General features: G+C 36.2%; 24 protein-coding genes. 11 read left to right on the top strand and 13 right to left on the bottom strand.

The features are described from left to right. Positions 1-12 precede the first annotated feature (12 nt). The gene (locus tag LUA91_RS09445) at positions 13-939 is read right to left on the bottom strand and encodes a GDP-L-fucose synthase (RefSeq protein WP_255717772.1); all 927 of its coding nucleotides are present in this window, start codon (positions 937-939) and stop codon (positions 13-15) included. A 116-nt stretch (positions 940-1,055) separates the two neighbouring features. Here LUA91_RS09445 and trmB point away from each other — a divergent pair, with 116 nt between their 5' ends. The 3 genes from trmB to LUA91_RS09430 all read left to right on the top strand — a co-directional run bounded on the left by trmB (position 1,056) and on the right by LUA91_RS09430 (position 2,454). Beyond that, a complete protein-coding gene (gene trmB, locus LUA91_RS09440) occupies positions 1,056-1,706 on the top strand; it encodes a tRNA (guanosine(46)-N7)-methyltransferase TrmB (protein WP_231425797.1) in 651 nt (216 codons plus the stop codon). Next, positions 1,706-2,044, top strand: a complete 339-nt coding sequence (locus LUA91_RS09435) for an MGMT family protein (RefSeq protein WP_231425796.1) — start codon at positions 1,706-1,708, stop codon at positions 2,042-2,044. The genes trmB and LUA91_RS09435 overlap by 1 nt, the downstream gene beginning before the upstream one ends. Positions 2,045-2,109: 65 nt before the next feature. Beyond that, on the top strand, positions 2,110-2,454 hold the full coding sequence (locus LUA91_RS09430) for a carboxymuconolactone decarboxylase family protein (protein ID WP_231425795.1): 345 nt from the start codon (positions 2,110-2,112) through the stop codon (positions 2,452-2,454). Positions 2,455-2,670: 216 nt separating this feature from the next. Here LUA91_RS09430 and LUA91_RS09425 read toward each other — a convergent pair whose 3' ends face one another. Next, positions 2,671-3,354, bottom strand: a complete 684-nt coding sequence (locus LUA91_RS09425; protein WP_231425794.1) for a hypothetical protein — start codon at positions 3,352-3,354, stop codon at positions 2,671-2,673. A 178-nt stretch (positions 3,355-3,532) separates the two neighbouring features. Between LUA91_RS09425 and polA the strand changes: the two genes are divergently transcribed. The 3 genes from polA to LUA91_RS09410 all read left to right on the top strand — a co-directional run bounded on the left by polA (position 3,533) and on the right by LUA91_RS09410 (position 7,639). Continuing rightward, complete coding sequence (polA, locus tag LUA91_RS09420; protein WP_231425793.1) at positions 3,533-6,340, top strand: DNA polymerase I; 2,808 nt, start codon at positions 3,533-3,535, stop codon at positions 6,338-6,340. 2 nt (positions 6,341-6,342) lie between these two features. Further along, positions 6,343-7,218 (top strand): energy transducer TonB, encoded by an 876-nt coding sequence (locus LUA91_RS09415; protein WP_231425792.1) that lies wholly within the window; start codon positions 6,343-6,345, stop codon positions 7,216-7,218. Positions 7,219-7,303: 85 nt separating this feature from the next. After that, positions 7,304-7,639 (top strand): hypothetical protein, encoded by a 336-nt coding sequence (locus tag LUA91_RS09410; RefSeq protein ID WP_231425791.1) that lies wholly within the window; start codon positions 7,304-7,306, stop codon positions 7,637-7,639. A 54-nt stretch (positions 7,640-7,693) separates the two neighbouring features. Here the strand turns inward: LUA91_RS09410 and LUA91_RS09405 are convergent, their stop codons facing one another. From LUA91_RS09405 to pdhA, 6 genes are all read right to left on the bottom strand, one after another. Beyond that, entirely contained in the window at positions 7,694-8,371 is a 678-nt protein-coding gene (locus LUA91_RS09405; RefSeq protein WP_231425790.1) for a metal-dependent hydrolase, read from the bottom strand. A 56-nt stretch (positions 8,372-8,427) separates the two neighbouring features. Then, complete coding sequence (locus tag LUA91_RS09400; protein ID WP_231425789.1) at positions 8,428-8,733, bottom strand: YbaB/EbfC family nucleoid-associated protein; 306 nt, start codon at positions 8,731-8,733, stop codon at positions 8,428-8,430. A 448-nt stretch (positions 8,734-9,181) separates the two neighbouring features. Beyond that, on the bottom strand, positions 9,182-10,414 hold the full coding sequence (locus tag LUA91_RS09395) for a serine hydrolase (protein ID WP_231425788.1): 1,233 nt from the start codon (positions 10,412-10,414) through the stop codon (positions 9,182-9,184). 68 nt (positions 10,415-10,482) lie between these two features. Then, positions 10,483-11,034 (bottom strand): cupin domain-containing protein, encoded by a 552-nt coding sequence (locus tag LUA91_RS09390; protein ID WP_231425787.1) that lies wholly within the window; start codon positions 11,032-11,034, stop codon positions 10,483-10,485. Between the two features lie 267 nt (positions 11,035-11,301). Beyond that, on the bottom strand, positions 11,302-12,972 hold the full coding sequence (locus LUA91_RS09385) for a dihydrolipoamide acetyltransferase family protein (RefSeq protein ID WP_231425786.1): 1,671 nt from the start codon (positions 12,970-12,972) through the stop codon (positions 11,302-11,304). Between the two features lie 31 nt (positions 12,973-13,003). Further along, complete coding sequence (pdhA, locus tag LUA91_RS09380; RefSeq protein WP_231425785.1) at positions 13,004-13,999, bottom strand: pyruvate dehydrogenase (acetyl-transferring) E1 component subunit alpha; 996 nt, start codon at positions 13,997-13,999, stop codon at positions 13,004-13,006. 991 nt (positions 14,000-14,990) lie between these two features. On the opposite strand from pdhA, the gene LUA91_RS09375 reads away from it, so the two are divergent. From LUA91_RS09375 to LUA91_RS09365, 3 genes are all read left to right on the top strand, one after another. Beyond that, on the top strand, positions 14,991-15,548 hold the full coding sequence (locus LUA91_RS09375) for a C40 family peptidase (protein WP_231425784.1): 558 nt from the start codon (positions 14,991-14,993) through the stop codon (positions 15,546-15,548). Positions 15,549-15,730: 182 nt separating this feature from the next. Beyond that, positions 15,731-16,852, top strand: coding sequence for a CapA family protein (locus LUA91_RS09370; RefSeq protein ID WP_231425783.1), 1,122 nt, complete (start codon positions 15,731-15,733; stop codon positions 16,850-16,852). 21 nt (positions 16,853-16,873) lie between these two features. After that, positions 16,874-17,056, top strand: a complete 183-nt coding sequence (locus LUA91_RS09365; RefSeq protein WP_231425782.1) for a hypothetical protein — start codon at positions 16,874-16,876, stop codon at positions 17,054-17,056. 7 nt (positions 17,057-17,063) lie between these two features. On the opposite strand, the gene LUA91_RS09360 is transcribed toward LUA91_RS09365, so the two are convergent. After that, a complete protein-coding gene (locus LUA91_RS09360) occupies positions 17,064-17,249 on the bottom strand; it encodes a hypothetical protein (protein ID WP_231425781.1) in 186 nt (61 codons plus the stop codon). Between the two features lie 113 nt (positions 17,250-17,362). Between LUA91_RS09360 and LUA91_RS09355 the strand changes: the two genes are divergently transcribed. Next, the gene (locus tag LUA91_RS09355; protein WP_231425780.1) at positions 17,363-18,295 is read left to right on the top strand and encodes an SPFH domain-containing protein; all 933 of its coding nucleotides are present in this window, start codon (positions 17,363-17,365) and stop codon (positions 18,293-18,295) included. A gap of 67 nt (positions 18,296-18,362) precedes the next feature. Here the strand turns inward: LUA91_RS09355 and LUA91_RS09350 are convergent, their stop codons facing one another. From LUA91_RS09350 to LUA91_RS09335, 4 genes are all read right to left on the bottom strand, one after another. Then, positions 18,363-20,531 (bottom strand): carboxy terminal-processing peptidase, encoded by a 2,169-nt coding sequence (locus LUA91_RS09350; RefSeq protein ID WP_231425779.1) that lies wholly within the window; start codon positions 20,529-20,531, stop codon positions 18,363-18,365. A 257-nt stretch (positions 20,532-20,788) separates the two neighbouring features. Then, a complete protein-coding gene (locus tag LUA91_RS09345; protein ID WP_231425778.1) occupies positions 20,789-21,472 on the bottom strand; it encodes a hypothetical protein in 684 nt (227 codons plus the stop codon). Positions 21,473-21,501: 29 nt separating this feature from the next. Next, a complete protein-coding gene (locus LUA91_RS09340; protein ID WP_231425777.1) occupies positions 21,502-22,344 on the bottom strand; it encodes an isoaspartyl peptidase/L-asparaginase in 843 nt (280 codons plus the stop codon). A gap of 62 nt (positions 22,345-22,406) precedes the next feature. Next, positions 22,407-23,282 carry a cyanophycinase gene (locus LUA91_RS09335; protein ID WP_231425776.1) on the bottom strand — a complete coding sequence of 292 codons (876 nt, stop codon included), beginning with the start codon at positions 23,280-23,282 and terminating at the stop codon, positions 22,407-22,409. A 294-nt stretch (positions 23,283-23,576) separates the two neighbouring features. On the opposite strand from LUA91_RS09335, the gene cphA reads away from it, so the two are divergent. Beyond that, positions 23,577-26,192, top strand: a complete 2,616-nt coding sequence (gene cphA / locus LUA91_RS09330; RefSeq protein WP_231425775.1) for a cyanophycin synthetase — start codon at positions 23,577-23,579, stop codon at positions 26,190-26,192. Positions 26,193-26,255 lie beyond the last annotated feature (63 nt).

Raw genomic sequence — 26,255 nt, 5'->3', positions numbered from 1 at the left:
ACTATGAATAATTTAATACCTACTTTGAAAATCCTGGTAAGCCAATTCAATACCTTCCCTTAATTCAATTTTATGTTTCCAACCAAGGTTATGAAGTTTGGTTACATCCATTAATTTTCGAGGTGTTCCATCTGGCTTACTGCTATCAAATTCCAGTTCACCATCAAATCCGAGTACATCTTTTATTAATAGCGCTAAATCTTTAATGGTTAAATCGTGCCCGGTTCCTATATTAATCAAATTGGGTTCATTAAAGTTTTGCATTAAGAAATAGCAAGCATCGGCCAAATCATCAGCAAATAAAAATTCACGCAATGGTGTTCCAGAACCCCATACGGTTACATACTTTTCATCATTAACTTTAGCTTCATGTATTTTTCTGATCAAAGCAGGTAAAACATGTGAGTTTTGCGGATGATAATTATCGTTATATCCATACAGGTTGGTTGGCATCACAGAAATAAAATTACAACCGTATTGATCGCGATAAGCATCGCACATTTTAATACCGGCAATTTTAGCAATTGCATAAGGCTCATTGCTATCCTCTAACAATCCCGTTAACAAATAATCTTCTTTAAGTGGTTGTGGAGCTAATTTTGGATAAATGCAACTCGAACCTAAAAACATCAGCTTTTTAACTCCCGTTATATAAGATTGATGAATCACATTATTCTGAATGGCCAAATTTTCATAAATAAAATCAGCTCTATAAGTATTGTTTGCCACAATGCCGCCCACTTTTGCCGCAGCTAAAAATACATATTCTGGTTTTTCTTCTGCAAAAAAATCGGCCACAGCCTGTTGGTTTCTTAAATCTAATTCATCAGAAGTTTTGGTTATTAAATTTTCGAAACCTTCTTTTTCCAGCTTACGATAAATTGCTGAGCCAACCATACCTCGATGACCTGCAATATAAATTTTAGCGCTTTTTTCCAATGTGTTGTTTTTAATAGTCTGCAAAAATACAATTGATAAACTAAAAAGACATGATTTCTGCGCTCAAAAAGAAGTGTTGATAAATGATTTAATTGTAAATTTGCCAAAAAAAACTTTTGGGTAAAGATAAACTTAGACGTTTTGCCGAGATAGAAACCTTTGCAAACGTATATCAATTAGATCAGGGAAAAGATTTAAAAGGCAAATGGGCAGAAACGCATTTTAAAAACAGTAATCCTATTGTATTAGAACTAGCCTGTGGAAAAGGTGAATACACAGTAAATTTAGCCACATTATTTCCTGATAAAAATTTTATTGGCGTTGATTATAAAGGCAACCGCATTTGGCGAGGTGCAAAAACCGCAATTGAAGAAGGAATTAATAACGTTGCTTTTCTAAGAATTCAGATTGAAAATTTACTGGATTATTTTGCCGATGGAGAAATTGATGAAATTTGGATCACTTTCCCTGATCCTCAACCGCAAGACAGCAGGGAAAAAAAGCGACTAACATTTCCTGCATTTTTAAATCGTTATAAAGCAGTTTTAAAGCCTGGCGGAAAGGTAAATCTTAAAACCGATAACGATCAGCTTTATGCCTACACCTGCGAAAAGGTTAAAGAACTTGGTTTGGTGGTACATAAAAATACTGATCATTTATACACATCTGATTTAGCAGATCATGTTTTATCGATCAAAACATACTACGAAAAGAAATATTTGCTTCACGACAAAAACATCAATTACATTCAATTTTCATTTGAATAATGGATACTAACTTTTACGAACAGGTTTATGAAATTGCCCGTTTAATTCCTAGTGGAAGGGTTACTTCTTATGGTGCCATCGCTAAAAGTTTGGGAGCGGCAAAATCATCAAGAATAGTTGGGCATGCCATGAGCTACGCCGGAACAGCACATCCAAAAGTACCTGCCCATCGGGTAGTAAACAGCAGCGGCTTGCTCACCGGGAAATTTCATTTCGAAACACCAGAAATGATGGAAGAACTGTTGCTAAAGGAAGGAATTGAAGTAAAGAATGACAAGGTTGTCAACTTTAAAAAGGTATTCTGGAATCCAATGGAAGACATTAACGTTGAAGGTTAAGATTATAAAATTTACAGGGTTAACGCCAACTCATTCAAGATCCACTCAGTCAATAATTAATTAATATGGGAAAATTAGTAGAAGAATTTAATGGCTATCGTGAAAAAATGAACGATAGAATCATGGAAACCGCCAACACAAATATCAAAAGATTTTTTGCGCTTGATACGACATCTTATGCTGATGGAGCACTAGATGTGAAAACAAAAGAAATGCTTGGACTTGTGGCATCGATGGTTTTGCGTTGTGATGATTGTATAAAATATCACTTAGGCAAATGCCATGACGCTGGCGTAAACAGTGATGAAATGAATGAGATTTTTATGATTGCAAACTTAGTTGGCGGCAGCATTGTAATTCCGCACTATAGAAGAGCGGTAGAATATTGGGATGAGCTTTTGGCTGGTTAGTAATTTTATTGGTAGTTTTTAAAGGCTTTAAAGAGTATCGAAATAAGTCTATAACTTAATTAATTATTCGCGATGCGTAGTTTCTTAAATTAATTACAGCAGGGCTGATGATAGCCGGATTATATCTTCAAAATTCACAATCATTTAATGCTCTGCTACTTTAACTTTGCACTCAACAAATCGATCTTATAATCCTTTAATCACATCAATTCTAATCTATTTTTTTGCAGCATTATACTCTTTAATCAACTCAATTACCTCACGGCTATTAAGCGCTGTACTACTTTCAACCTTCGATTTTAAACTTAAATTATCTCCTAATTTTTGTAGAAGAATTGTTTTTACATTGGCCGTTTTATCTTCATCAGTTATGGCTTTCATGGGTACTTCCTGCAAAGGTCCACTTCCTGGCTTTTCGATAAAATAGCGAATAGCCGGTGCGCCAGCTGGTCGTTCAGGTGCTGCATTTCTATTGTCCAATCCAACGCCTATACCACCACCCATTCCCATGCCACCGAAGTTGCCAGTTCCTGTTCCAATACCAATAGAAGGCCTAAACTTCACCTTCTTTTCTTTCACTGCGGGCACCAGAGTTCCACCACCAAAAGAATAAAGATTTACTGCTCCCAACTCAATTAATTTCACAAAGCGGTATTCAAAATTTTTGCCATTGGCGAAGCCTTTACTTAAGAAACTATTTCCATTCCAGAAGAAATTTTTAACATCTTTTGCAGGAAGAATTACGTCAGCTTCATCATTTGCGCTAATATAAACCGAGTAATAATCTGTGCCTTTAATGGTACCACGAATCACATCGTCATTATTTTTAACGATGAAATCTTGTGCAGAAATGGTATTAGCAGTAAATAACAGGAAAAGTATGGTAGATAAAAATTTCATAATTGTTGTGCTCAATCACAAATAACGGAACAAATTATTAAATCTTGCAATTTCCCACGATTTTAATACTGATCAAATATTAATCACTTTCAAATTTTTAAATATTAGCTTTTAAAAATCATTTTTTTTGTTGAAAAAGCATTTTACTGATATGGCTAACTTTGGTTACTTTTATAACATGAATAAAAAACTTTTTCTTCTGGATGGTATGGCGCTGATGTATAGAGCACATTTTGCGTTAAGTAAAAACCCTCGTTTTACTTCATCAGGCATCAATACATCGGCAGTTATGGGTTTCACTAACACCTTGCTCGATGTTTTGAAGAAAGAAAAACCAACACATATTGCCGTTGTTTTTGATACCGAAGCACCAACTGAAAGACACACATCTTTCGAAGCTTACAAAGCACACAGACAAGCTATGCCCGAAGATTTAGCGGCGGCTATGCCTTATGTTATCAAATTAATAACCGGTTTTAATATCCCAGTAATTACATCCGATGGGTATGAGGCTGACGACATTATTGGCACATTGGCCAAGAAAGCAGAACTAAAAGGTTATCAGGTTTTTTGTATGACTCCCGATAAAGATTTCGCACAACTCGTTTCTGAAAATATTTTCATTTACAAGCCTGCTCGCATGGGTAATGGAATGGAAATTTTGGGAGTGCAAGAAATTTTAGCTAAATGGGAAATTGAAAACGTTCTTCAAGTTATTGATATTTTAGGCCTGTGGGGCGATGCAGTGGATAACATTCCCGGCATCCCGGGTATTGGAGAGAAAACTGCGAAATTGTTGATTAAGCAATATGGCTCCATGGAAAATATTATTGCCAATTCGCATGAACTTAAAGGCAAGCAACGTGAAAATGTAGAAAATTTTGCCGAGCAGGGATTGATTTCAAAAAAACTGGCAACTATTCAATTGGATGTACCGGTAGAATTGGATGAAGAAAGTTTGGAACTGTGCGATCCAAGTAAGGATTTACTCGAGCCGTTATTTACTGAACTCGAATTTAGAACCTTAGGTCGCCGTGTTTTTGGTGATGAATTTTCTGTAACCACAGCAAAATTTGGCGAAGGAACACAAACTGATCTTTTTAGAAATCAATCGGGCGAAACCATCCAATATACCAATACTTTAGAAGAGGAGCCAGTAGAAAAACTTCCTGCAAGAACAATAGAAAACACAGAACATGACTATGTGCTGGTAGAAACTGCCGAACAGCGTGCAGATTTAATTAAATTATTACTAAGTCAAGGTAGCGTTTCTTTTGACACAGAAACTACCGGTACCGATGCAAATATGGCTGATTTAGTAGGCCTTTCATTTTCAATAAAGCCAGGCTCTGGTTATTACATACCTGTTTCTGCGAATAGAGAAGAAGCGCAAGCGATAGTAGATGAATTCCGCGTAGTGCTGGAAAATGAAAAAATTAAGAAGATAGGGCAGAATACCAAGTATGATATTTTAGTACTGAAATGGTATGATGTTCAAGTTAAAGGAAAACTTTTTGATACCATGCTTGCCCATTATCTGATTGATCCGGATACCCGCCACGGAATGGACGTTCTTTCAGAAAACTATCTGGGTTATTCTCCTATATCCATCACTAAACTAATTGGCGCAAAGGGCAAAAATCAATTAACCATGCGTGATGTTCCGGTAATTGATGTGGTAGATTATGCCGCAGAAGATGCTGATGTTACACTGCAGTTGGCCCAGGTGTTTGAGCCGAAATTAAAGGAATTAAATGCCGCTAAACTGGCAGATGAAATTGAAAATCCGCTGGTTTATGTTTTGGCTGATATCGAAAAAGAAGGTGTACGAATAGATATTGAAACACTGATTGCTTATTCAAAAGAGTTAGAGACTGATATTATTAAGTTTGAGCAAAATGTTTATGATAAAGCTGGAATCAAATTTAATTTAGCATCGCCGAAGCAATTGGGCGAAGTTTTATTTGATAAACTTCAGTTAGATCCAAAGGCGAAGAAAACCAAAACTGGGCAGTATCAAACAGGTGAAGATGTGCTTATGGCATTGGCCAGCAAAAGCGATATCGTAAAAGATATCTTAGATTTCCGTCAGTTACAAAAACTGAAATCTACATATGTTGATGCTTTGCCATTGATGGTAAATCCTAAAACAGGAAGGGTGCATACTTCGTACAATCAAGCTGTTGCCGCAACAGGCCGGCTAAGTTCTAACAACCCAAATTTACAGAATATTCCAATCCGTACGGAAAGAGGGCGTGAAGTACGTAAAGCGTTTATCGCTCGTGATGAAAACCACATTTTATTATCGGCCGATTATTCGCAGATAGAATTAAGGATTATTGCAGAGATCAGCAAGGAAGAAAATATGTTGGATGCATTCAGTAAAAATATCGATATCCATACTGCAACGGCTGCAAAAGTATATGGTATAGCGATTGAAGATGTAGATAGTACACAACGTAGAAATGCTAAAGCCGTAAACTTCGGTATTATATATGGACAGTCTGCATTTGGATTATCGCAGAATTTGGGGATTCCACGTAAAGAAGCAGCAGATATTATCGAACAATATTTTGCTCAATATCCAGGTATAAAACGATACATGAGCGATACTATGAATTTCGCCCGCGAAAATGGATTTGTGGAAACCATTATGGGCAGAAGACGCTATTTAAGAGATATTAATTCGGCTAACCAAACCGTTCGAGGTTTTGCTGAACGGAATGCTATAAATGCGCCAATTCAAGGATCAGCGGCAGATATGATTAAAATTGCGATGATTAATATCCACAAGGAAATTAAAGCGCAAAACCTTCAATCAACCATGACTATGCAGGTGCATGATGAACTGGTTTTTGATGTATTGAAGTCAGAGAAGGAAATGATGAAATCAATTATTCAAGATAAAATGGCCAATGCGATAAAATTAACCGTTCCAATTGTAGTAGAAATTGGCGAGGGAGAAAATTGGTTGGCAGCACATTAGAGATGAAAATATTATTATTATTTTTCCTTTGCGCTTTTTCAATTGGTGCGATTGCACAGAAAAGTGATACGCTTGTGGTATATGCCATAAATGGAACTGCAACGAATAAAATCAGTAAAGCAAATTCTGTCTACAAAATCTATAAAAAAGATAGTACGAGCTGGGTAAGGTTAAAATTTGGGATAAATCTTGAACCAATTTCAAAAGAAACATTTTCCGATTCTGCCTTAACAACCTTACATGGAAATTATACCCAATATAGAAATGGCAAAATTTCTTTAAAAGGAAGTTTTTATGATAATGAAAAGACAGGATCATGGATTGATTATGATTCAACAGGAAAAGCTACAGCTACCAAGATATATATTCGTGGAAAATTAAACGGCGCATCCGCTAGATACTGGACTAATGGAAAAATGCAGGAAGAAGGAAGTTATTCGGATGGCAGGAAAAAAGGTGAATGGAAAGTTTATTACCCATCTGGAAAACTTGCTGTAAAAGAAATTTACAACGAAAGCAATAAATTAATTGATAGTACTTATTTAGATAGTAGTGGTATAGCAACTCACAAAGACAGTATAATTACTGCTCCAAATTTCCCGGGTGGTTTAAACCTGTTTTACAAATCCCTTAGTAAGGCAGTAAGATATCCAGATTATGATGTTCACAATCGCATTCAAGGCAAGGTTTATCTCTCTTTCATAATTAGCGAAAGTGGTTATGTTGAAGATATTACTATAATTTCTGCGCCAAGCAGAACACTGGCCGATGAAGTAATCAGAGTACTTCAGAATATGCCAAGGTGGACACCTGGAAAACTACTCAAACAACCTATTCCTCTTATCTATAAAATTAATGTTGGTTTTAGCTTAAACTAATTTTTTCCTATCTTCATTAAAACTTCATCCCGATTAATCAATTTTATATCAACAAATAAACGAGTAAAACAAAAAATTAAAGAGTATGAAAAAGTTATTGAGTTTAATCGCAATCGCAGCATTTGGTTTAACTACAGCATTTGCACAAACACCAGCAGCCACAACACAAGCGAAAAAAGCTGTTAAAAAAGAAGTAAAAACAACTGTTGCTCCAGTAAAAGCAGGCGTAAAATCAGATGCTAAGAAAGTAGAAACTAAAACCACAACAACGGCTGCTAAAGTAAAAGCAGATGGTACGCCAGATATGCGTTTTAAAGAAAACAAAACAAAGGTAGTAACCAAGGTTGCTGGTCCTACAAAAAAAGATGGAACAGCCGATATGCGTTACAAAGCAAACAAAGCCGCTGTTAAAAAGAATTAGGTTTAGGTTTATAATTTGAAAAGGGGACTGATTAACATCATCCCCTTTTTTGTTTTATAAATCTATCGTTTCTCCAATTTGAGGCAATAGTAAGGTTTTGCCTTCACGTTTGAATTTCGATAAAGCGTCTTCAGTATCAATACTAATTGGCGGGAAAGTGTTGTAGTGAACCCCAATAATTTGATCGCAATCAATATATTTTGCTGCGATTATGGCATCATCCACATCCATTGTATAGTGACCGCCAATCGGCAATATTGCAAAATCCAAATTGTATAGTTCAGATAATAATTTCATTTCGACCGTTAAAGCTGTATCGCCGGCAAAGTAAATCTGCTTTCCTTCTAATTCTAATACAAAACCAGCTGGATTGCCACCGTAACTTCCATCTGGATTGGAGCTGCTGTGTACAGCCCAAACCGTACGAAGCTTCCCGAATGATAACCTTTGTGTTCCAAAATTAATATCAGTAACCTTTTCTACCCCTTGTTCTTTAATCCATTTGGCAACTTCTACCATTGCTATAACTTCAGCATTGGTTTGTTTTGCCAATTCCGCCAAATCGGCAACATGGTCGCCATGCCCGTGGCTAACTAAAATATAATCGGCTTCGATTTTAGTTGTATCAATATCTTTGGCTAATGGATTTGATTTTATAAAAGGATCAAAAAGAAATTTTTTGCCATCTGCTTCAATTAAAAAACATGATTGGCCATAATAAGTATATTTCATAGTTATAGTATCGAGATGAAAATATTAAGTATTTAAGGATGGAGACAAACTGAAAATTATTGACCAAACATTCCACCTAAACCGCCAAGCATATCTTTGGCAGAAGCTTGCATTTCTGTCGAGCTTACTTCTTCTGCATTCGCTAAAGCCTTATTTATTGCAGTTAAAAGTAATTCTTCCAGTTCTTCTTTATCAGCGTTTTTTAAAAAAGCCTCATCAATTGAAACTCCTGTTATCGCTTTATTGGCTGTAGCTGTTATTTTAATGGCGCCGTTTTCTACTTCGCCGAATACCGAAATGGTATCTAAACGTTTTTTAATCTCTTCGGCTTTTTGCTGTGCTGCGAATAATTTATCGAACATAATTTGTTGTTTATTATAAAAAGGAAAATTTTGCGTTTTGGTTTTATATTTTTTTTTGAAAAGCAATAGCAGTAGAAATATTGATGTCAGTCCCGCTTTTGTTTCAATCTTTTGTGAATGTTTGCTCCAAAAATCTAACAACCTGCAACAAAAGTATTTTCACGACAATACGGGTTTAGTTAACTTAAAACTGTACGCTAAACTTAAGCCTGTTGCCTGCAAATTCCTAATTTATACGCCTAAAACAATCCCTTGTTCATAAACCAGACAGCAGCAAAATATCCTTTTTTGTTTCCTAATATAGACATCCGATGAATAAAGCATTTGGTCTAAATTCATCGGATGGCTAAAATATTGTACAAAAAAGATATTGCGTATGGCGGGACTGCATTTGCCATAAATGGCAGAACCGTTCATTTTCAAATGTTAAAAATGCTTTGAAACAATGTTAATCTTCGTCGCTTCCTGGTAAACTACCATTTCCATGGTAAGCACCTTTACGAATAATCGGCATATTTAAATGCTTGTATAAGTCATCCAAATGCATTAAACTTCCGTTGGTTAAGTTGCCTAAGAAAATTACAATAATATTTTTATCGAGATCGCGGACGTAAATGTGACGGAAACCATGCCACCATCCAGTATGATAAACTACTTTGTCCATTTTTTCGCCATCAAACATCCTCCATCCATATCCATAATTAAAATGCCCATTTACAGGTTTGTTTCGGCCAACATACGAAGAATCGGTACTATTTTTACTTAATAGTCTGCCATTTTTTAAATACTTATCATAAAGCACCAGATCATGAACGGTACTGTATATTCCCTTATCTCCAACTGGCCCATCCAAAAAGTTTTGGGCAACTGAATATCTAAAGCTATTGCGATCATGCCCAACTACATCAACAGGAATTTTTTCGTATTCAGTTGTACTGTAAACGTGAGTATGTTTCATGCCTGCTGGCTTAAAAATATGTTCCATCATGTATTGGGAGAAACGTTGACCTGTAACTTTCTCAATAATTGCCCCTAATACCATAAAGTTGGAGTTATTGTAATGAAAGCGATCATCAGGTTTTACATAACGATTTGGCTTGCGTTCTGCAATAACATTCATTACTTCCTGGTTGCTTACGCCTTTTTTCATGTTGCGTTTCTCTTTCCGCCAGATATCATCAATGAAATAAACATAGTTCATCATTCCGCTGCGGTGAGTTAACAATAGCTTAACTGTAATTCCATCATAAGGAAAATTTGGAAAAAACTTTTTTACGTTATCATTTAATGAAAGCTTACCCGCCTCTACCAATTGCATAATTGCGGTACCCGTAAAAGTTTTAGTGATGGAAGCCAGTTCAAATTCTGAAGAAATTTTTAAGCTATCGCGATGCAGATAATCTGCCCAGCCAATTGCTTTTTCATAAAGAATTTTGCCATCCTTTGCAACCAGCATATTTCCATTAAAACCGTATTTTTTATGTAGATTTTGAACAAAATCAGCAATCCATTTATCGCCTTTTGCAGGATCGTAAGCAATTGAAAGGCTGTCGGCTTTATCATCTTCTTTTACGCGTATTTTGGCATCAGCAGCTTTTTTCTCTTCCGATTTTTTGCTATTACAGGCGGTTATTAATGTTACAGAAAGTGCTAGTGCTGAAAATATAAATCTAAAATTCATTAATATGTAGGGTAGTGTATTTAAAACCCGAAAATTAAAGAATTTTAGACTGGTAAATAGAAAGAGTTTTAAACATTTGCGCAATTTTGCTTATACCAGCACTCAAATAAATGACCTTTACTGCCATAAACAGGATCACTTTCTGGATTTTTTACTTTTGCAATATCTCCATCGGCCTCAGGTCTTTCTTCTGGCCTACCATATTTTATGTTATAATCTGATCCATTCGGATAAGCACCAACAACTGTGAAGTCTTCGCTAGAATTTAATTTCATGTGTGCCACTCCTGCCGGGATCACCACAACATCACCCTTATCAAGCTCGATGCATACGCCATGATCACCCCCAAACTGAACATCCGCTTTGCCGCAAAATACACCCATTACCTCATGTGTATTGCTGTGGTAATGCTGATAATCAAAAATTCCGTCTACCCATGCATTGGTGTATCCATTTTGAGCAAAAACTTTTTTAATTGCCTCTTCGGTTTCATCAGGATGAATTAATAATGCGCCTTTATAAATCATTAGAGGCAAATTGGGGTTGTTAGGAAAGTTTCCGTTTTCTTCTATTTTATGTGAAACAAGATAGGCCTCTTGAATTAATTTTTCTTTGTTCATGATTGTGGTAGATTTTAATAATTAACAAAGTATATGAGAAAGGGTTTAGGATTTGTTTGTTTCTACAAAATCTTGCAAACACAAATATGATGCTGAAATAAATTCAGCATGACGGAGCGGCCATAGCGATAGGCAAATGCTATGCTAAGAAGATATCTGCGGAAATCCCCGAAATCTGCGGGAAATCTTTTAACCAAAAAGCCACTCCTTTTTAGGAATGGCTTTAATATTAGTATTATCCTTCGACAAGCTCAGGATGACAAACGATTATGCTAATAATCTAATTGGTTCTTCCAATAAACCTTTTAACGTTTGTAAGAACTGTGCTCCGGTTGCACCATCAACCACACGGTGATCACAACCTAAAGTTAATTTCATTACATTACCAGGAACAACAGCGCCATTTTTAACAACAGGAACCGCTTGAATAGCGCCTACTGATAAAATTGCACCATCTGGAGAGTTGATGATTGATGTAAATTCATCAATACCAAACATACCTAAATTAGAAACTGTGAAAGTAGAACCTTCCCAATCTGCTGGCTGCAATTTTTTAGCTTTTGCCTTACCACCAAAATCTTTTACTTCAGCAGAAATGTGTGATAATGATTTACCATCAGCAAAACGCACAACAGGCACTAATAAGCCATCTTCAACAGCCATAGCAACACCAATGTTTGTGTGCTCGTTGAAACGGATTTTATCGCCACCCCATGATGAGTTAACAGCCGGGTGTTTTTTCAATGCAACAGCAACTGCTTTAATTACTAAATCGTTGAAAGATACTTTAACCGGAGCAACTGCATTGATTGCAGTACGTGCAGCCATTGCATTATCCATATCAATACTTACGGTTAAGTAGAAATGTGGAGCTGTAAATAAGCTTTCTGCCAAACGTTTTGCAATTACTTTACGCATTTGCGAAACAGGCTGTTCTGTAAATTTAACTTCGCCAACAAAAGTTGGAATTACCGGAGCAGCAGCAGCGCTAGCTTTCTCAGCAGCAGGTGCCGATTCTGATTTCGCTGGAGCAGCGGCTGGTTTAAAGTTTTCGATATCTTTTTTAATGATACGACCACCTTCTGCACTACCTGCAACTTGCGATAAATCAATTCCCTTATCTTTCGCAATTTTTTTAGCCAAAGGAGATGCTTTAACACGGCTATCAGATGATGAAGAACTCTCTGCAACAGGAGCAGATGAACCTGCATCAGCAGTTGTAGCTTGTTTTTCCTCTTTCGGAGCTTCCTCCTTGCTTTCAGCTTTTGCAGCTGGAGCAGAGCCACCTGCTAAAATACCGCTAACATCAGTTCCTTCCGGACCAACAATAGCAATAATGCCATTTACTTTAGCTGCTTCACCTTTTTCTACACCAATGTGTAATAATGTTCCGGTTGCATAACCCATCACTTCCATAGTGGCCTTATCGGTTTCTACATCAGCTAAAACATCATCATCCTTAACCTGGTCGCCAACTTTTTTATGCCATTCAGCAATAACGCCTTCAGTCATGGTATCGCTTAACAAAGGCATACGAATTACCGTAACACCTTTAGCTGCTAATTCTTCTTCGCTTAAACCACCACCTTGAGCCGGGGCAGTTTCTTCTTTTTTATCTTCAGCTTTTGGAGCTTCAGTGCTTTCGGTTTTTGGAGCCTCGCCACCTTTTTCAGCATCTAAAGCTGCTTGAAAATCTTCACCCTCTTTACCGATAACGGCCATTACAGCATCAACCGGAACAGCTTCACCTTCTTTTACACCAATGTATAAAAGTGTACCATCCCAATAAGATTCCATATCCATTGTTGCTTTGTCAGTTTCTACTTCTGCCAAAACATCGCCGCTTTTTACTTTATCACCCACTTTTTTATGCCACTTCGCCAAAACCCCTTCGGTCATGGTGTCGCTCATTTTGGGCATTTTAATTACATCAGCCATTATATCTAATTAATTGAAATCTTTTTAAAAATTAGTCCATTACGTAAGGGTAGTTCTCAGTCATGTAAACATCTTTGTATAACTCAGATGCTTCTGGCCATGGAGATTCTTCTGCAAATTTCACAGCCTGATCTACCGTAGCTTTAACTTTAGCTTCCACTTCTTCGATCCAAGCCTGATCTGCATACTTTTCTTTCAGAATAGTTTCTCTTGCATGCTCAACCGGATCTTTTGCTTTATAATCTTCTAATTCTTCTTTAGTACGATATTTTGCAGGGTCAGACATTGAATGACCACGGTAACGGTAAGTTCTCATTTCTAAGAAAGTTGGCCCTTCACCTTTACGGGCACGTTGAATGGCTTCGTCCATTGCATTGTGTACCGCAACTGGGTCCATACCATCAACCGGAGCACACGGCATATCAAAACCTAAACCAATTTTATAAATATCAGTCATGTTTGTAGTACGTTGTACCGAAGTACCCATTGCGTAACCATTGTTTTCACAAACAAAAATTACTGGCAATTTCCACAACATAGCCATGTTAAAGGTTTCGTTTAATGCACCCTGGCGCACTGCACCATCGCCCATATAACAAATATTAACGTTGTCTGTTCCTTTATATTTTTCTGCAAAAGCAACACCAGCACCTAGTGGAATCTGACCTCCAACAATGGCGTGGCCACCATAAAAATTGTGTTCTTTGCTAAACATGTGCATCGAACCACCTTTACCTTTAGAGCAACCAGTAGCTTTACCATACATTTCTGCCATAATGCTATCGGCACTAACACCTAAAGCCAAAGCATGAGCATGATCACGGTAAGTAGTAATCATCGAATCGCCTTTTTGCATTGCAGATATTGCTCCTGCAACTACAGCCTCTTGTCCAATGTATAAATGACAAAAGCCACGAATTTTTTGTTGTCCGTATAATTGGCCAGTTTTCTCTTCGAATTTGCGCATCAGCAACATCGATTCGAACCATTTTAACCAAGTATCTTTATTTATTTCTACTGCACTCATTTTAGGATATTTGTTTTTTTGCGACAGCAAATCTAATTTTTTTATTGTAATTTTTGGCACTTTTAAGTGTAAAAACATCATGCACTTTCATACAATCGTATATTTAACAGTTGTTTTACATTTGAAACTTCATCATCACGCCTATTTCCTTCCAAACATCGATTTTATATATTTTAAACTTAGCAAGTTATCGCATCAGCAGTTCTAATTTATTGTAAAATTTAATTCTGTAAAATTGCATTTAACCGTAATTTATAAAATTTTATTTGAAAGGCTGTTTCAGAAGCATTTGGGTTACTGCAGCCCCGCCATACGCATTATCTTTTTTGATAAAATATTATAGTCATCCGATAAATTTAATCAAATGCTTTATTCATCGGATGAATTTTTCATGAAACAAAAAAGTATAATTGCTGCTGTCGGGCTTAAAACAGATAGGCAAATGCTATAAATTTAAGCCTGCTTAGAAACCACCACTTACCCCTCGTTGGAAATTTAGGAAGGGAATTTGTCTGTGCTAAAAGCTAATGTAAGCTTTACGTGGATTTCTAGCACCGACATCTAACTCATAAGAGTTTTGCACACACATTTCATAGTCCCCATTTAATTTAAGTGAGGCAGGATGGTAAATTATCCCAAGTACACAAACACAATTATTTTAAACCTGATAGAACGAAAATACTTTTATTGCTTTTGAAAGTTACTAACTATATATATACCTGGTTGTTTAGAGTTAGTAACTTTGCAATAAAAGATTGTAGGGATAGCAGGGCTTTCTAAACCGATGAAATACAGAACCCTGCTTTTCAGAAAGTTATTGATCTTTTTATTATTTTTCAACAGGCAGAAATCGTTGAAATGTTAATAACTTTCATTTTTTAACAGTTAACATTTGGATAACATTTGTATAATTAATACTTTTGGCAACCAACAATAAGCCCATGTGGTTTACGTTACTGTGTAAGTGAATACCCAAACATAACTGTATAACATGATTAAAAAATTTTTGTTTTCATCCCTAATCGCTATTTGCACGTTCTCAGCCGCATTTGCGCAAACAAAAACAAAAGAATCTGGTAAAGACTTAAATGATCCCGACAACTTAGCCTCTCAGTACTTCTCGCAAGTAATGGGTGTTGCAGTTGATGCAACTTCGAACTTAAAGTTATATAAGTTTGTATATGAATGGATCGGAACACCTTATAGCTACGGTGGATCGAGCAAAAAAGGGATTGATTGTTCGGCTTTTACCAAAGCGATTTACGATAAAGTTTTCAACACTACAATCAGAAGAAATTCCCGCGATATTTTTAGCATGGTAGATCCATTATCTAAAGATGATTTAAAAGAGGGCGATTTAGTTTTCTTCAAGATAAAAAGCAGAAGTATTTCTCATATTGGTATTTACTTAGGCGACAATAGATTTGCCCATGCTTCTAGCTCTCGCGGCGTGGTGATTAGTAATTTAAATGAACCATATTACAGTCGCTATTTTTACAAGGGCGGAAGAATTTTAGAATCGTTTAAGAAAGAGTTTACCGTAGAATAAGGTAATTTGCGATTGTAGAAATACGATTTTAGATTGAACATATATAATCCTCCTGAAGAAATTTTGGAGGATTTTTTTTTATAGCACCAGATTTTCATACTATCGTCATCCGGAATTTATTTCAAGGATCTTCAAGCGATGGCTTTTGATTTGGATGCGCTAGATTTTAATAGATCGCTTTTATGAAGTTTATTACAAATATAATTTTCTCATTTCTTGTTGTTATTTTATTTTTAAGCTGTACCAGTAATAGTGCACAAATCAATGTCCCTGTAGTAAAACAGGATACTGCAATTAGAAAGCTGAAAGATACCATTTCGATTACTGCAGTTGGCGACATTATGCTGGGTTCGGCTTTTCCATCAAAAACAAACTTGCCACCAGATGATGCCGTAAATAGTTTTAAGGCTGTAGATAGCTTGCTAAAAGGTGATATTGTTTTTGGAAATTTGGAAGGTTGCTTTTTAAATTCCGGAAATTCCAATAAATGTAATGGCATTAACCCCAACAATTGTTATGCTTTTAGAATGCCCGAACGTTATGCTGGAATTTATAAAAAAGCAGGCTTTAATGTTTTAAGCATTGCCAATAACCACGTTGGCGATTTCGACACCCGAGGCAGAAAAAATACTGCCCATATTTTGGATTCATTACAAATCCATTATGCTGGCCAACTTAATAAACCATTCGAGATTTTTGAAAAAGATAGTGTTAAGTATGCTTTCTGTGCGTTTGCACCAAACGAAAATACGGTTTCTATAAATAAAATAGATAGTGCCAAAGCATTGGTTTCTCGTTTAAAAAAACAAGTTGATATTGTAATTGTATCATTCCATGGCGGAGGTGAAGGCGCCAGATTTGAGCATGTGCCACGTAAAAACGAAATCTTTTATAACGAAAATCGAGGAAATGTATATGCATTTGCACACGCCGTAATTGATGCAGGCGCCGATGTGGTTTTAGGACATGGTCCGCATGTTACCCGAGCGGTTGAAGTTTATAAGAATAAATTTATTGCTTACAGCCTTGGTAATTTTTGTACTTATGGCATGTTTAGCTTAAAAGGCAATAACGGCATTGCGCCACTGCTTCAACTTAAAATTAATAGTAAAGGCGATTTTCTTTTTGCCGATGTAATTTCCATTCAGCAAGATAAAATTAATCGTTTAACCATTGATGATAATAATAGGGCCTTTAAGCGAATAAAAGAATTAACAGACATTGATTTTATTGGACACCAGTTTAAGTTTGAGGATAACAGAATATCAATGATAGAAAAATTAAATCTGAAACCTCAACCTTAGTTCATTATTAGCTATACAATCATGAAAAAAGGATTAATTCTACATTATATCATTGCAATAGCAGCAGCAATTTTAGTTTTAGTTGCAGCTTACTATATCAATGAAAATCCAAAAAATCTATTATCAGCTGGAATAATAATATTGGCTGGCTGCTTGGTCGCTTTCAGCCAATATCAAATTATAAAGAATAAGAAGAAACAGTAATTGCTTACTAACTTTCGTCTTTAGTATTTTTTACCAGGCCAATTCCCGATACAAAGAAAATCAAGCCTATAATCCCATATACCATTAAACCTCTGGTTTCCTGGCTATGATTTACAAAACCCCAGCCGGCATAAATTAATCCGATTATTCCTAATATGGTTAGTACCGTTCCAAAAGTGCGTTTTACATTCATAATTTAGTTTTTAGTAACATATAGACAAAAAATAAATCCTTTTGTTTTATGGCTGGTTTTAAAGGTTTGATGTTTATATTTTATTTTTTATAACTTCAAAAAAAAATCTAATTATGCAATACACAATTTACATTCTCGCATTCATCGGAATCATTATCTTGTTAAGCTCTTTTGTTACGGTTAAACAAGGAACCATAGCTGTGGTAACGGTTTTTGGTAAATATCGAAGGCAGCTTCGCCCTGGATTAAATTTTAAAATCCCTTTGATTGAACAAATCTATTCCCGGATATCTATTCAGAATCGCTCAGTTGAACTATCGTTCCAGGCGGTAACACAAGATCAGGCAAATGTTTATTTTAAGGCAATGCTCTTATATTCTGTGGTAAATCAAGATGAGGAAACGATTAAAAATGTAGCTTTTAAATTTGTTGATGCAACCAACTTGATGCAGGCATTAATCAGAACCATTGAAGGCTCTATTCGTGCTTATGTAGCCACTCAAAAACAAGCAAACGTATTGGCGCAGCGTAATGAAATTGTGTTACATGTAAAAGAACAGATTGATCAGGTTTTAGATGGTTGGGGTTATCACCTACAAGATCTTCAATTAAATGATATTACTTTTGATGAAGAAATTATGCGTTCTATGAGCCGCGTGGTGGCATCAAATAACTTAAAAGCTGCTGCAGAAAATGAAGGTCAGGCTTTATTAATTACCAAAACCAAAGGTGCTGAAGCTGATGGTAACGCCATTAAAATTGCGGCAACGGCAGAACGTGAAGCTGCCCAACTTCGCGGACAAGGTATTGCTTTATTTAGAGAAGAGGTTGCAAAAGGTATGACCAACGCGGCGCATGAAATGCAACAGGCAAACCTTGATACATCGGTAATTCTATTTACCATGTGGACAGAAGCCATTAAACAATTTGCCGAATATGGTGAAGGAAATATTATTTTCTTGGATGGCAGTACCGAAGGGATGAATAAAACAATGAAAGAAATGATGGCCATGCAATTGAGCCAAAATCCAATTAAACCTTCTTAAAAAATACTGTTTTTAAAAAAGAAGCCCGATCAAAATTTGATCGGGCTTCTTTTTTGCTTTATTTTTATTATAGTTTAGGAGCTGTAGCAACACCTAAATTCATTACGTAATTACCAGATTGTTGCATGAAATCGCCCATTACCCTTAGCGATTCATCTTCAATAAAATCAAATGAATCTTGCTTGGTAACCTTCTCACCTTTTTTAATTGCAGGCAAACCTCGTAATGCTCTCAATTCATTTTGTCTAGCTAAAGATTTTGCTTCTTGTGCCTCACGTTCAGCTTTCAATTTATTTTCATTTAGCGTCACCGAAACTTCAGCATCTCTCTTTTTCAAGTCTGCAATATCTTGCTTAATAAATTTAAAGTCTAATGAATTTGCAATTCGTTGTTCGCTATTTTTTATTAAACCCGCTTTCACTGCTGTTAGATTTGCAACGGCTTTAAAGTTCGAGCTTGGAATTACATCCCATGGCAATGCCGATGGTTCTGTATCTTCGCCAATCTTATCCATTGGATAAAGAGAAGGGAAAACCACATCAGGTGTTACCCCTTTATGCTGGGTACTGCTACCTGCAACACGGTAAAACTTAGCCATCGTTAAATTAATTTGACCCAAGTTAATATCCGCTGGGTTGGCACCAGTTGGAGATGTACCAATGGTTTTATCTCTGGTTACTAAACCAGCAATTTTTTGAAGCATGCCAGGGTTTACCAATTTATTTAAATCAATAGACGACTGTACAGTTCCTTTACCATAACTCTGGCTACCCATTACAATACCTCTTCCATAATCCTGAATCGCACCGGCAAAAATTTCAGAAGCAGAAGCACTTAAACGATCTATCATTACACCGAAAGGGCCATCCCAGGCTACTCCTGAAGTTTGATCTTCATCAACTTCAATTTTACCTCTTAGATCTTTTACTTGCACAACAGGACCTTTATCAATAAATAAGCCTGTTAATGAAATTGCTTCTACAAGTGAACCACCACCATTTCCACGTAAATCCATAACAATTGCATCGACTTTGTCGATATTTTTTAATGAATCAACCAATTTTCTAACATCACGGGTTGTACTCTTATAGTTTTTATCTCCTGCATTTGCTGCTTTAAAATCTGCATAAAAGGCTGGTAAAGAAATAATTCCGATTTTATAATCTTTACCGTTTGTATTGATGGTTTTAACTTTTTTCTTTGCGGATTGATCTTCAAGAATGATTTTCTCCCTAACCAATTCAATAATGACTGGTTTAGATGACATTTCCTTTCCTACCGGAATTACTTTCAAGCGCACCTTAGTTCCTTTAGGGCCTTTGATTTTGGTTACTGTAACGTCTAATCTCCAACCAACTACATCAACAAATTCACCATCGCCTTGGGCAACAGCAATAATTCTATCGCCAGCAGTTAATTGTTTACCTTTAAATGCCGGACCACCTGGAATAATTTCAGAGATTTTAACCACTTCATTTTCCAGCTGTAATCTTGCGCCAATACCTTCGAATGAACGCGACATTTCCTCGTTAAATTCGGTTGCTCTTGTAGGCACGAAATAATTGGTATGCGGATCTACAGATTCGGTGAAAGCATCCATCAAGATCTGAAACACATCTTGATTATTAGTTTTTGACGTTTGAGATTGAAGATTTTGATAACGCTTTGTTAACGTTTCTACGTTTTTATCTTGGGCGGTACCTGCTAAATTCAAATTAATTAATTCATATTTAATTCTTTTTTTCCAGGTTTCGTTTAGTGCTGTTGAAGAAGCAGCCCAAGGCATTTTTTCTCGATCATAAACATAGGTATCGTTTTGATTGAAGTCGTACTTGCTTTTGATTTGCGCTAAAGAATATTTAAAATATTCATTTAATCTTTTTGCATAAACGTTGTAGATATAAAAAGGCCCGCTTAAATCACCGTTTTTAAAATCGTCATCAAGGGTTGTTCTGTATTTTTCAAATTCTTTGATATCGGATGCTAAAAAATAATTTTTTCCTTGATCCAAAGATTTGATGTATCTATCCAAAATTAAGGAAGAAATAGAATCATTGATCTGAATCTTTTTGTAATTGTAACTCTCGATAAGATTTACGACCTCCTTAATTACTAATTTCTGCTGCTCATCAGGCATCACATTTGCAATCCCTTCCACAATTGGCTGAGGCTTAGGTTCAGCATGGCAAGCAAGTACTGCTGCTGTAAAAATTACAAAAAATATTCTCTTCAACATCTCTTTAAACGATTTAAAATCCATTTTCAATTCTATATAGCCAATATGATACCATTTTAACGAAAAAACAAAAAAGAGACAGCATTATTACCGTCTCTTGTTAAAATTTTATCAAATCTAGCTAAAAGCTTTTTATTTAACAATTATTGAAATTTAACGAAATATTGTGGCTTTTGTTTTAAAAACAGCCATGTAAGGTATTCTGAAAGAGAATATTACAATTGCGTTATGGACGCCAAAAAATCAAATGGATTTTATTATGATTTTTTTAGTGTGGTTTTATTTGCGATAACTTCTCTAGCATCGCTAATTTGACCTTTGTATTGTGTAGTTTTAATTGAACTGGCCAACCATTCTGCAGTTTTTAAATCTCTCAGTGCCAAGGTAAAATCTTTCTTTCTAATTTTAACCTGAACAATACCCAATACTGATTCGATATAGGAGTTATTGCTTTTTAGCTGTTTAGCTAATATGCCTTGCTGAGTGTAAAACCACATGGATTGGGTGTATTTACTATTGGCTAAGTAAACTTTACCCAAAAGCTGATAAGTGTTCATTAAACCACTTCTGCTACCCATTTTGGAATAATTTTTAATAGCAACATTTAGGAGAATCTGTTCTGCATCGCCAAAGCGCCCCAATTGATAATGCATGTTGCTCATTTTGATGATCGCCTGACCGTATTTGGTAAAATTTTTAACTGCATTGTATTCAAATGCAGCCTTACCAAATAAAGTGAGTGCCTCATTAAAATCACCTTTTTTCTCCAAATCTTCAGCGTCCTCAAAAAAAGAGTTTCCCTCTTCCAAATCGTATTTTGAAACTGCAATTGTAATAGCGCTACCTCCATTAGGTTCTTGGAAATCAGCCTTATCGATATTTTGAGCTTGTAAATGTAATGACGCGAAGAGGCTTACCAAAGCCAATACATATTTGGACATGCAACAAAAATAATACTTTATATTTAATATTAGTTAAATACCTGTAAATTAACGTCGAATGATGCCCAAACCATGTACGGATGTGAATCGCAGTGATAAATTTCGCCTGAAGATGTAATTCCAATTACACCTGCAAAGCCATCAAATGCTTTTAGTTCTGCAAAAGATTTATCGCAAGCATCTTTTAATGAAAAACCATCTGTAACACGGGTTACAATTTTCGCAGCTGTTGCATTGCTTACAATATCTTCCCCAACTCCCGTACATGAAATGCCTGCATGCTGATTGGCATAATTACCGGCGACTGTAGCAGAATCGCTTACTCTGCAAGGTATTTCGAAACCTTTACCACCAGTGGATGTAGCTGCTGCTAAATTACCTTCAGCATCTAATGCTACACAGCCAACTGTTCCCAGATTATTATTTTGATTTAATTTTGCCTCATACTCTGATTGTCGTTGAGCCGTAATCGGATTAAAAAACTCATGGCCGTTTTTGCGGGCAAAGTTTTGCGCCCCATCGCCACTTAAAACGCGATCATCATAAGTGATTAAATCTTTAGCTACTTCAATTGGATTTTTAACATCCTCTACATTGATAACTCCACTAAATTTTTCAGTGTTCCCATCCATTAAGGATGCGCTTAAACGCACTTTTCCATCACTTTGAATTTGCGAACCTATTCCTGCGTTGAACAGTTCATTATCCTCCAACAAAGCTACCGTATAAACAACCGTTTCTAAAGCCGTATGGGTTTTTAAATAATCGTGACCAAGCACAACAATTTCAGATAAAGCATCTTGCTTTGCCTTTTTAGTTTCCTGGTTGGTTGATGACTCACTGAAAAAGCCACCGTGTATGATTAATTTCATTTTAATAGTATCAAGACTTTAGTATCTAGTATCAAGACTGAAACTCTCAACTAGAAATCACATTATCCTATCGGAACAACTTTCGGGTGGTGAATAACCAAACTGTGATCGGTTAAATCATAAACATCTCCATCGCACATTACATGTACAACCATGTTTTTAATTGAAACTGGTTGCCCCATTTCAACATCAGTTAGGTTTGTATCGGCCATTTGGCGTCCATCTACTAATATAACCATTCCTGATCCAATAGCTTCCATTACATGCCCATCCGAAATAAATAGACCTGTATCCTCGCCTAAACCAATACCTAAAATACCAGGATTACTTGCCGCAGCATACAGTAATCGGCCAATTCTTCCACGCTGAACAAAGTGGGTATCAACAATTACATCATCAATAAAGCCTAATCCACCGGTAATTTTCACTTCACCTTTAAGTAAAGCATCTTTACTGCTGCCTTGATAAATCATGTTTTTTGAACTTGCCGCCGCTCCTGCTGATGTACCAGCAATTACCACAGGTTCATTTTTATACTTTTCTAAAAGAATTTGATGAATCTTTGTTCCACCAAAAATAGACGATAAGCGTAATTGATCTCCACCAGTAAATATAATTACTTCTGCAGCTTCAATTCTAGCAGCATTTTCTTCCGAATTAGCTTCCTCACGATTGGTAATATTTAAAACACCAACATTATGAACATCTAATTGCGCATAAGCCTTGATATATTCTTCGCCAACTTTTTCTGGCATTAATGAAGCCGTAGTGATAATTTCGAAACGCGATTCGATATCTTTTACTGATTCGGTAGTGATTCTTTTCAAAATCCCACGCTCAAAAAAATTCATGTTTTCAGGTAATCCGAACTGTGTTTCTGCAAAGCTGCCTGTGTTTATTGCTCCACCAATGATGATAAGTTTGCCCTTTGGAACCATTCTTTGTGTATTAATATTGTATCAAAAAGCTCAAATATATCAGCTTAAGATAAAAAACACGACTTTTTTTGTCAATAATTACTCAATTATTAACAATCGTTGAAATAATTATGAAGAGAATAGGCATTTCTTGGAGCGGTAAACAAAACAAATTCCGATTTATTTTGATTTAGCTATTTGAGATGCCAATTTTCAAAATAAATGTATAATTTACAATCATCAATTTCATTCTAAAAATATTGATTAAAAGGCCATCCCAACGCTTGTTTAACAAAAAAAACGACAAAATATTACATGAAGATATCAAACATACAAGTACTGAGAGGGCCAAATATCTGGTCGATAAGTAGAAAAAAGCTGATCCAAATGCGCTTGGATTTGGAAGATTTAGAACAAAGACCAACCAATACCATTGAAGGTTTTAGTGAACGCATTGAAAAACTATTGCCAAGTATGTTTACACACCGTTGCTCAAAAGGTGTAGAAGGTGGTTTCTTTACCCGTGTTAAAGAAGGCACTTGGATGGGTCACGTGATTGAGCACATTGCACTTGAAATTCAAACCATTGCAGGTATGGAAACGGGTTTCGGCCGCACCCGTCAAACTAAAACTGAAGGAATTTATAACGTTGTATTCAGTTATTTGGAAGAAAAAGTTGGTGTTTATGCTGCAGAAGCTGCTGTAAAAATAGCCGAAGCATTAATCAATAACGAAGAATACGATTTAGACCACGATATCAGGCGAATGAAAGAAATTCGCGAATTGGAAGCCTTAGGACCAAGTACCGGTTCAATTGTTCAGGAAGCGGTGAGCAGAAATATTCCCTGGATTAGGCTAAATAAAAGCTCGTTGGTTCAATTAGGATATGGTAAAAACCAAGTTCGTTTTAGAGCCACCATGACCGAAAAAACGAGTAGCATTGCCGTTGATATTGCCAGCAATAAAGAAGAAACAAAACGTTTACTTACCGAAGCTGCAATTCCTGTTGCTTCTGGAGTTACGATTTCCAATCCAGAGGATTTAGAATCATCGGTAAATAAAGTGGGTTTTCCTTTGGTTTTTAAACCATTAGACGGTAATCATGGAAAAGGTGCAACCATCAATGTAAAAACAATGGAAGCCGCAAAAGCAGCTTTTGAATATGCCAAGACTTATTCCCGACGTGTAATTATTGAGAAATTTATCACTGGATACGATTTTCGCGTTTTAGTGATTGATCATAAAGTTGTTGCTGCCGCACAACGCGACCCTGCCCATGTGATGGGCAATGGGATTCATACAATTCAAGAGTTAATTGATAAGGAAAATGAAGATCCCCGCCGTGGTTATGGTCATGAAAACGTATTAACAGAAATCTCTGTTGATCGTGATACTTTGGATTTATTGGCAAAAAAGGAATATACATTAGAAACTATTCCCGAAAAAGGAGAGATTGTTTATTTAAAATCTACCGCTAACTTAAGTACCGGCGGAACGTCAATTGATGTAACTGATATTGTTCACCCACAAAACATTTTTATTTGCGAACGTATTTCAAGGGTTATTGGTTTAGACATTTGTGGCATTGATATTATGGCGCAAAACCTTACCCAACCACTTACGGAGAATGGTGGAGTGGTTTTAGAGGTGAATGCGGCTCCAGGTTTCAGAATGCACTTGGCCCCAAGCGAAGGTTTGCCACGAAATGTAGCTGCATCAGTAGTAGATATGCTATATCCGCAAGGAAGATTATCGCAAATTCCAATTATTGCGGTAACAGGAACGAACGGAAAAACGACCACAACACGTTTAATTGCACACATTATTAGAAGCAATGGCAAGCGTGTTGGTTTTACTACCAGCGATGGTGTATACGTTCATAATACCATGCTAATGAAAGGTGACACCACTGGCCCAGTGAGTGCAGAGTTTATCCTCAAAGATCCGACGGTTGAGTTTGCAGTTTTAGAAACAGCTCGTGGTGGCATTTTAAGGGCTGGTTTAGGCTTTAATGCTTGTGATATCGGGGTAGTGACTAACATTCAGGAAGATCACCTGGGTATTTCTGATATCCATAATCTGGATGATTTAACTCGGGTTAAAGCGGTAGTAATTGGAGCTGTGCGTAGAAAAGGATGGGCTGTTTTAAATGCTGATAACGGCTATTGCGTAAAAATTGCAAGAGATGCCCGTTGTAATGTGGCCTACTTTAGCATGGACGAAAATAATCCTGTTATTAAAGATCATTGCAAAAAAGGTGGTATTGCTGCTATTTATGAAAACGGATACATCACGATTAAAACCGGAGATTGGAAACTAAGGGTTGACAAGGCTACTCATATTCCATTAACCTTTGGCGGATCTGTAAATTTCATGATTCAGAACGTGTTGGCTGCAACATTAGCAGCATATTTATGGGGTTATAAGCCAGAAGATATTCGTTTATCGTTAGAAACTTTTATTCCATCAGCGGCACATACCCCTGGAAGAATGAATGTTTTTAGGTTTAAAGATTTTAAAGTTTTAGTAGATTTTGCACATAATCCTGATGGATTTAATGGTGTGAAAGCTTATTTGCAGAGTGTTGAATCTACAGAACAGGTTGGCATTATTTCTGGTACAGGCGATAGAAGAGACGAAGATATTATTGAGACTGCTCGCATTTCGGCACAGATGTTTGATAAAATTTATATCTGTCAGGAAAAATATTTGCGTGGAAGACAACAGCAAGAGTTGATTGATTTGCTGGTAAGAGGAATTAAAGAGATAGATCCGAACAAGGAAATTATTATTAACAACAAAAGTGCTGAATGCTTGCAAATAGCGATTTATAATGCCAAAAAGGGTTCATACTTAACCATTCTAAGCAATACAATTGATAATACTATTCAACGCGTTACTGAACATTTGGATAAAGAACTGGAATCTTAAATTACCGGCCTAATAAAAAAAGCTCCTGATAAATTTAGAGGGCACTGAAAAAGTCCTTGTCTA

The sequence above is a fragment of the Pedobacter sp. Leaf250 genome (genome assembly GCF_920984735.1).
In the GTDB taxonomy this organism is placed as follows: Bacteria; Bacteroidota; Bacteroidia; order Sphingobacteriales; family Sphingobacteriaceae; genus Pedobacter.
Note: the sequence above shows the minus strand (reverse complement) of the source record. Positions and strands in the feature narration are given on the sequence as shown.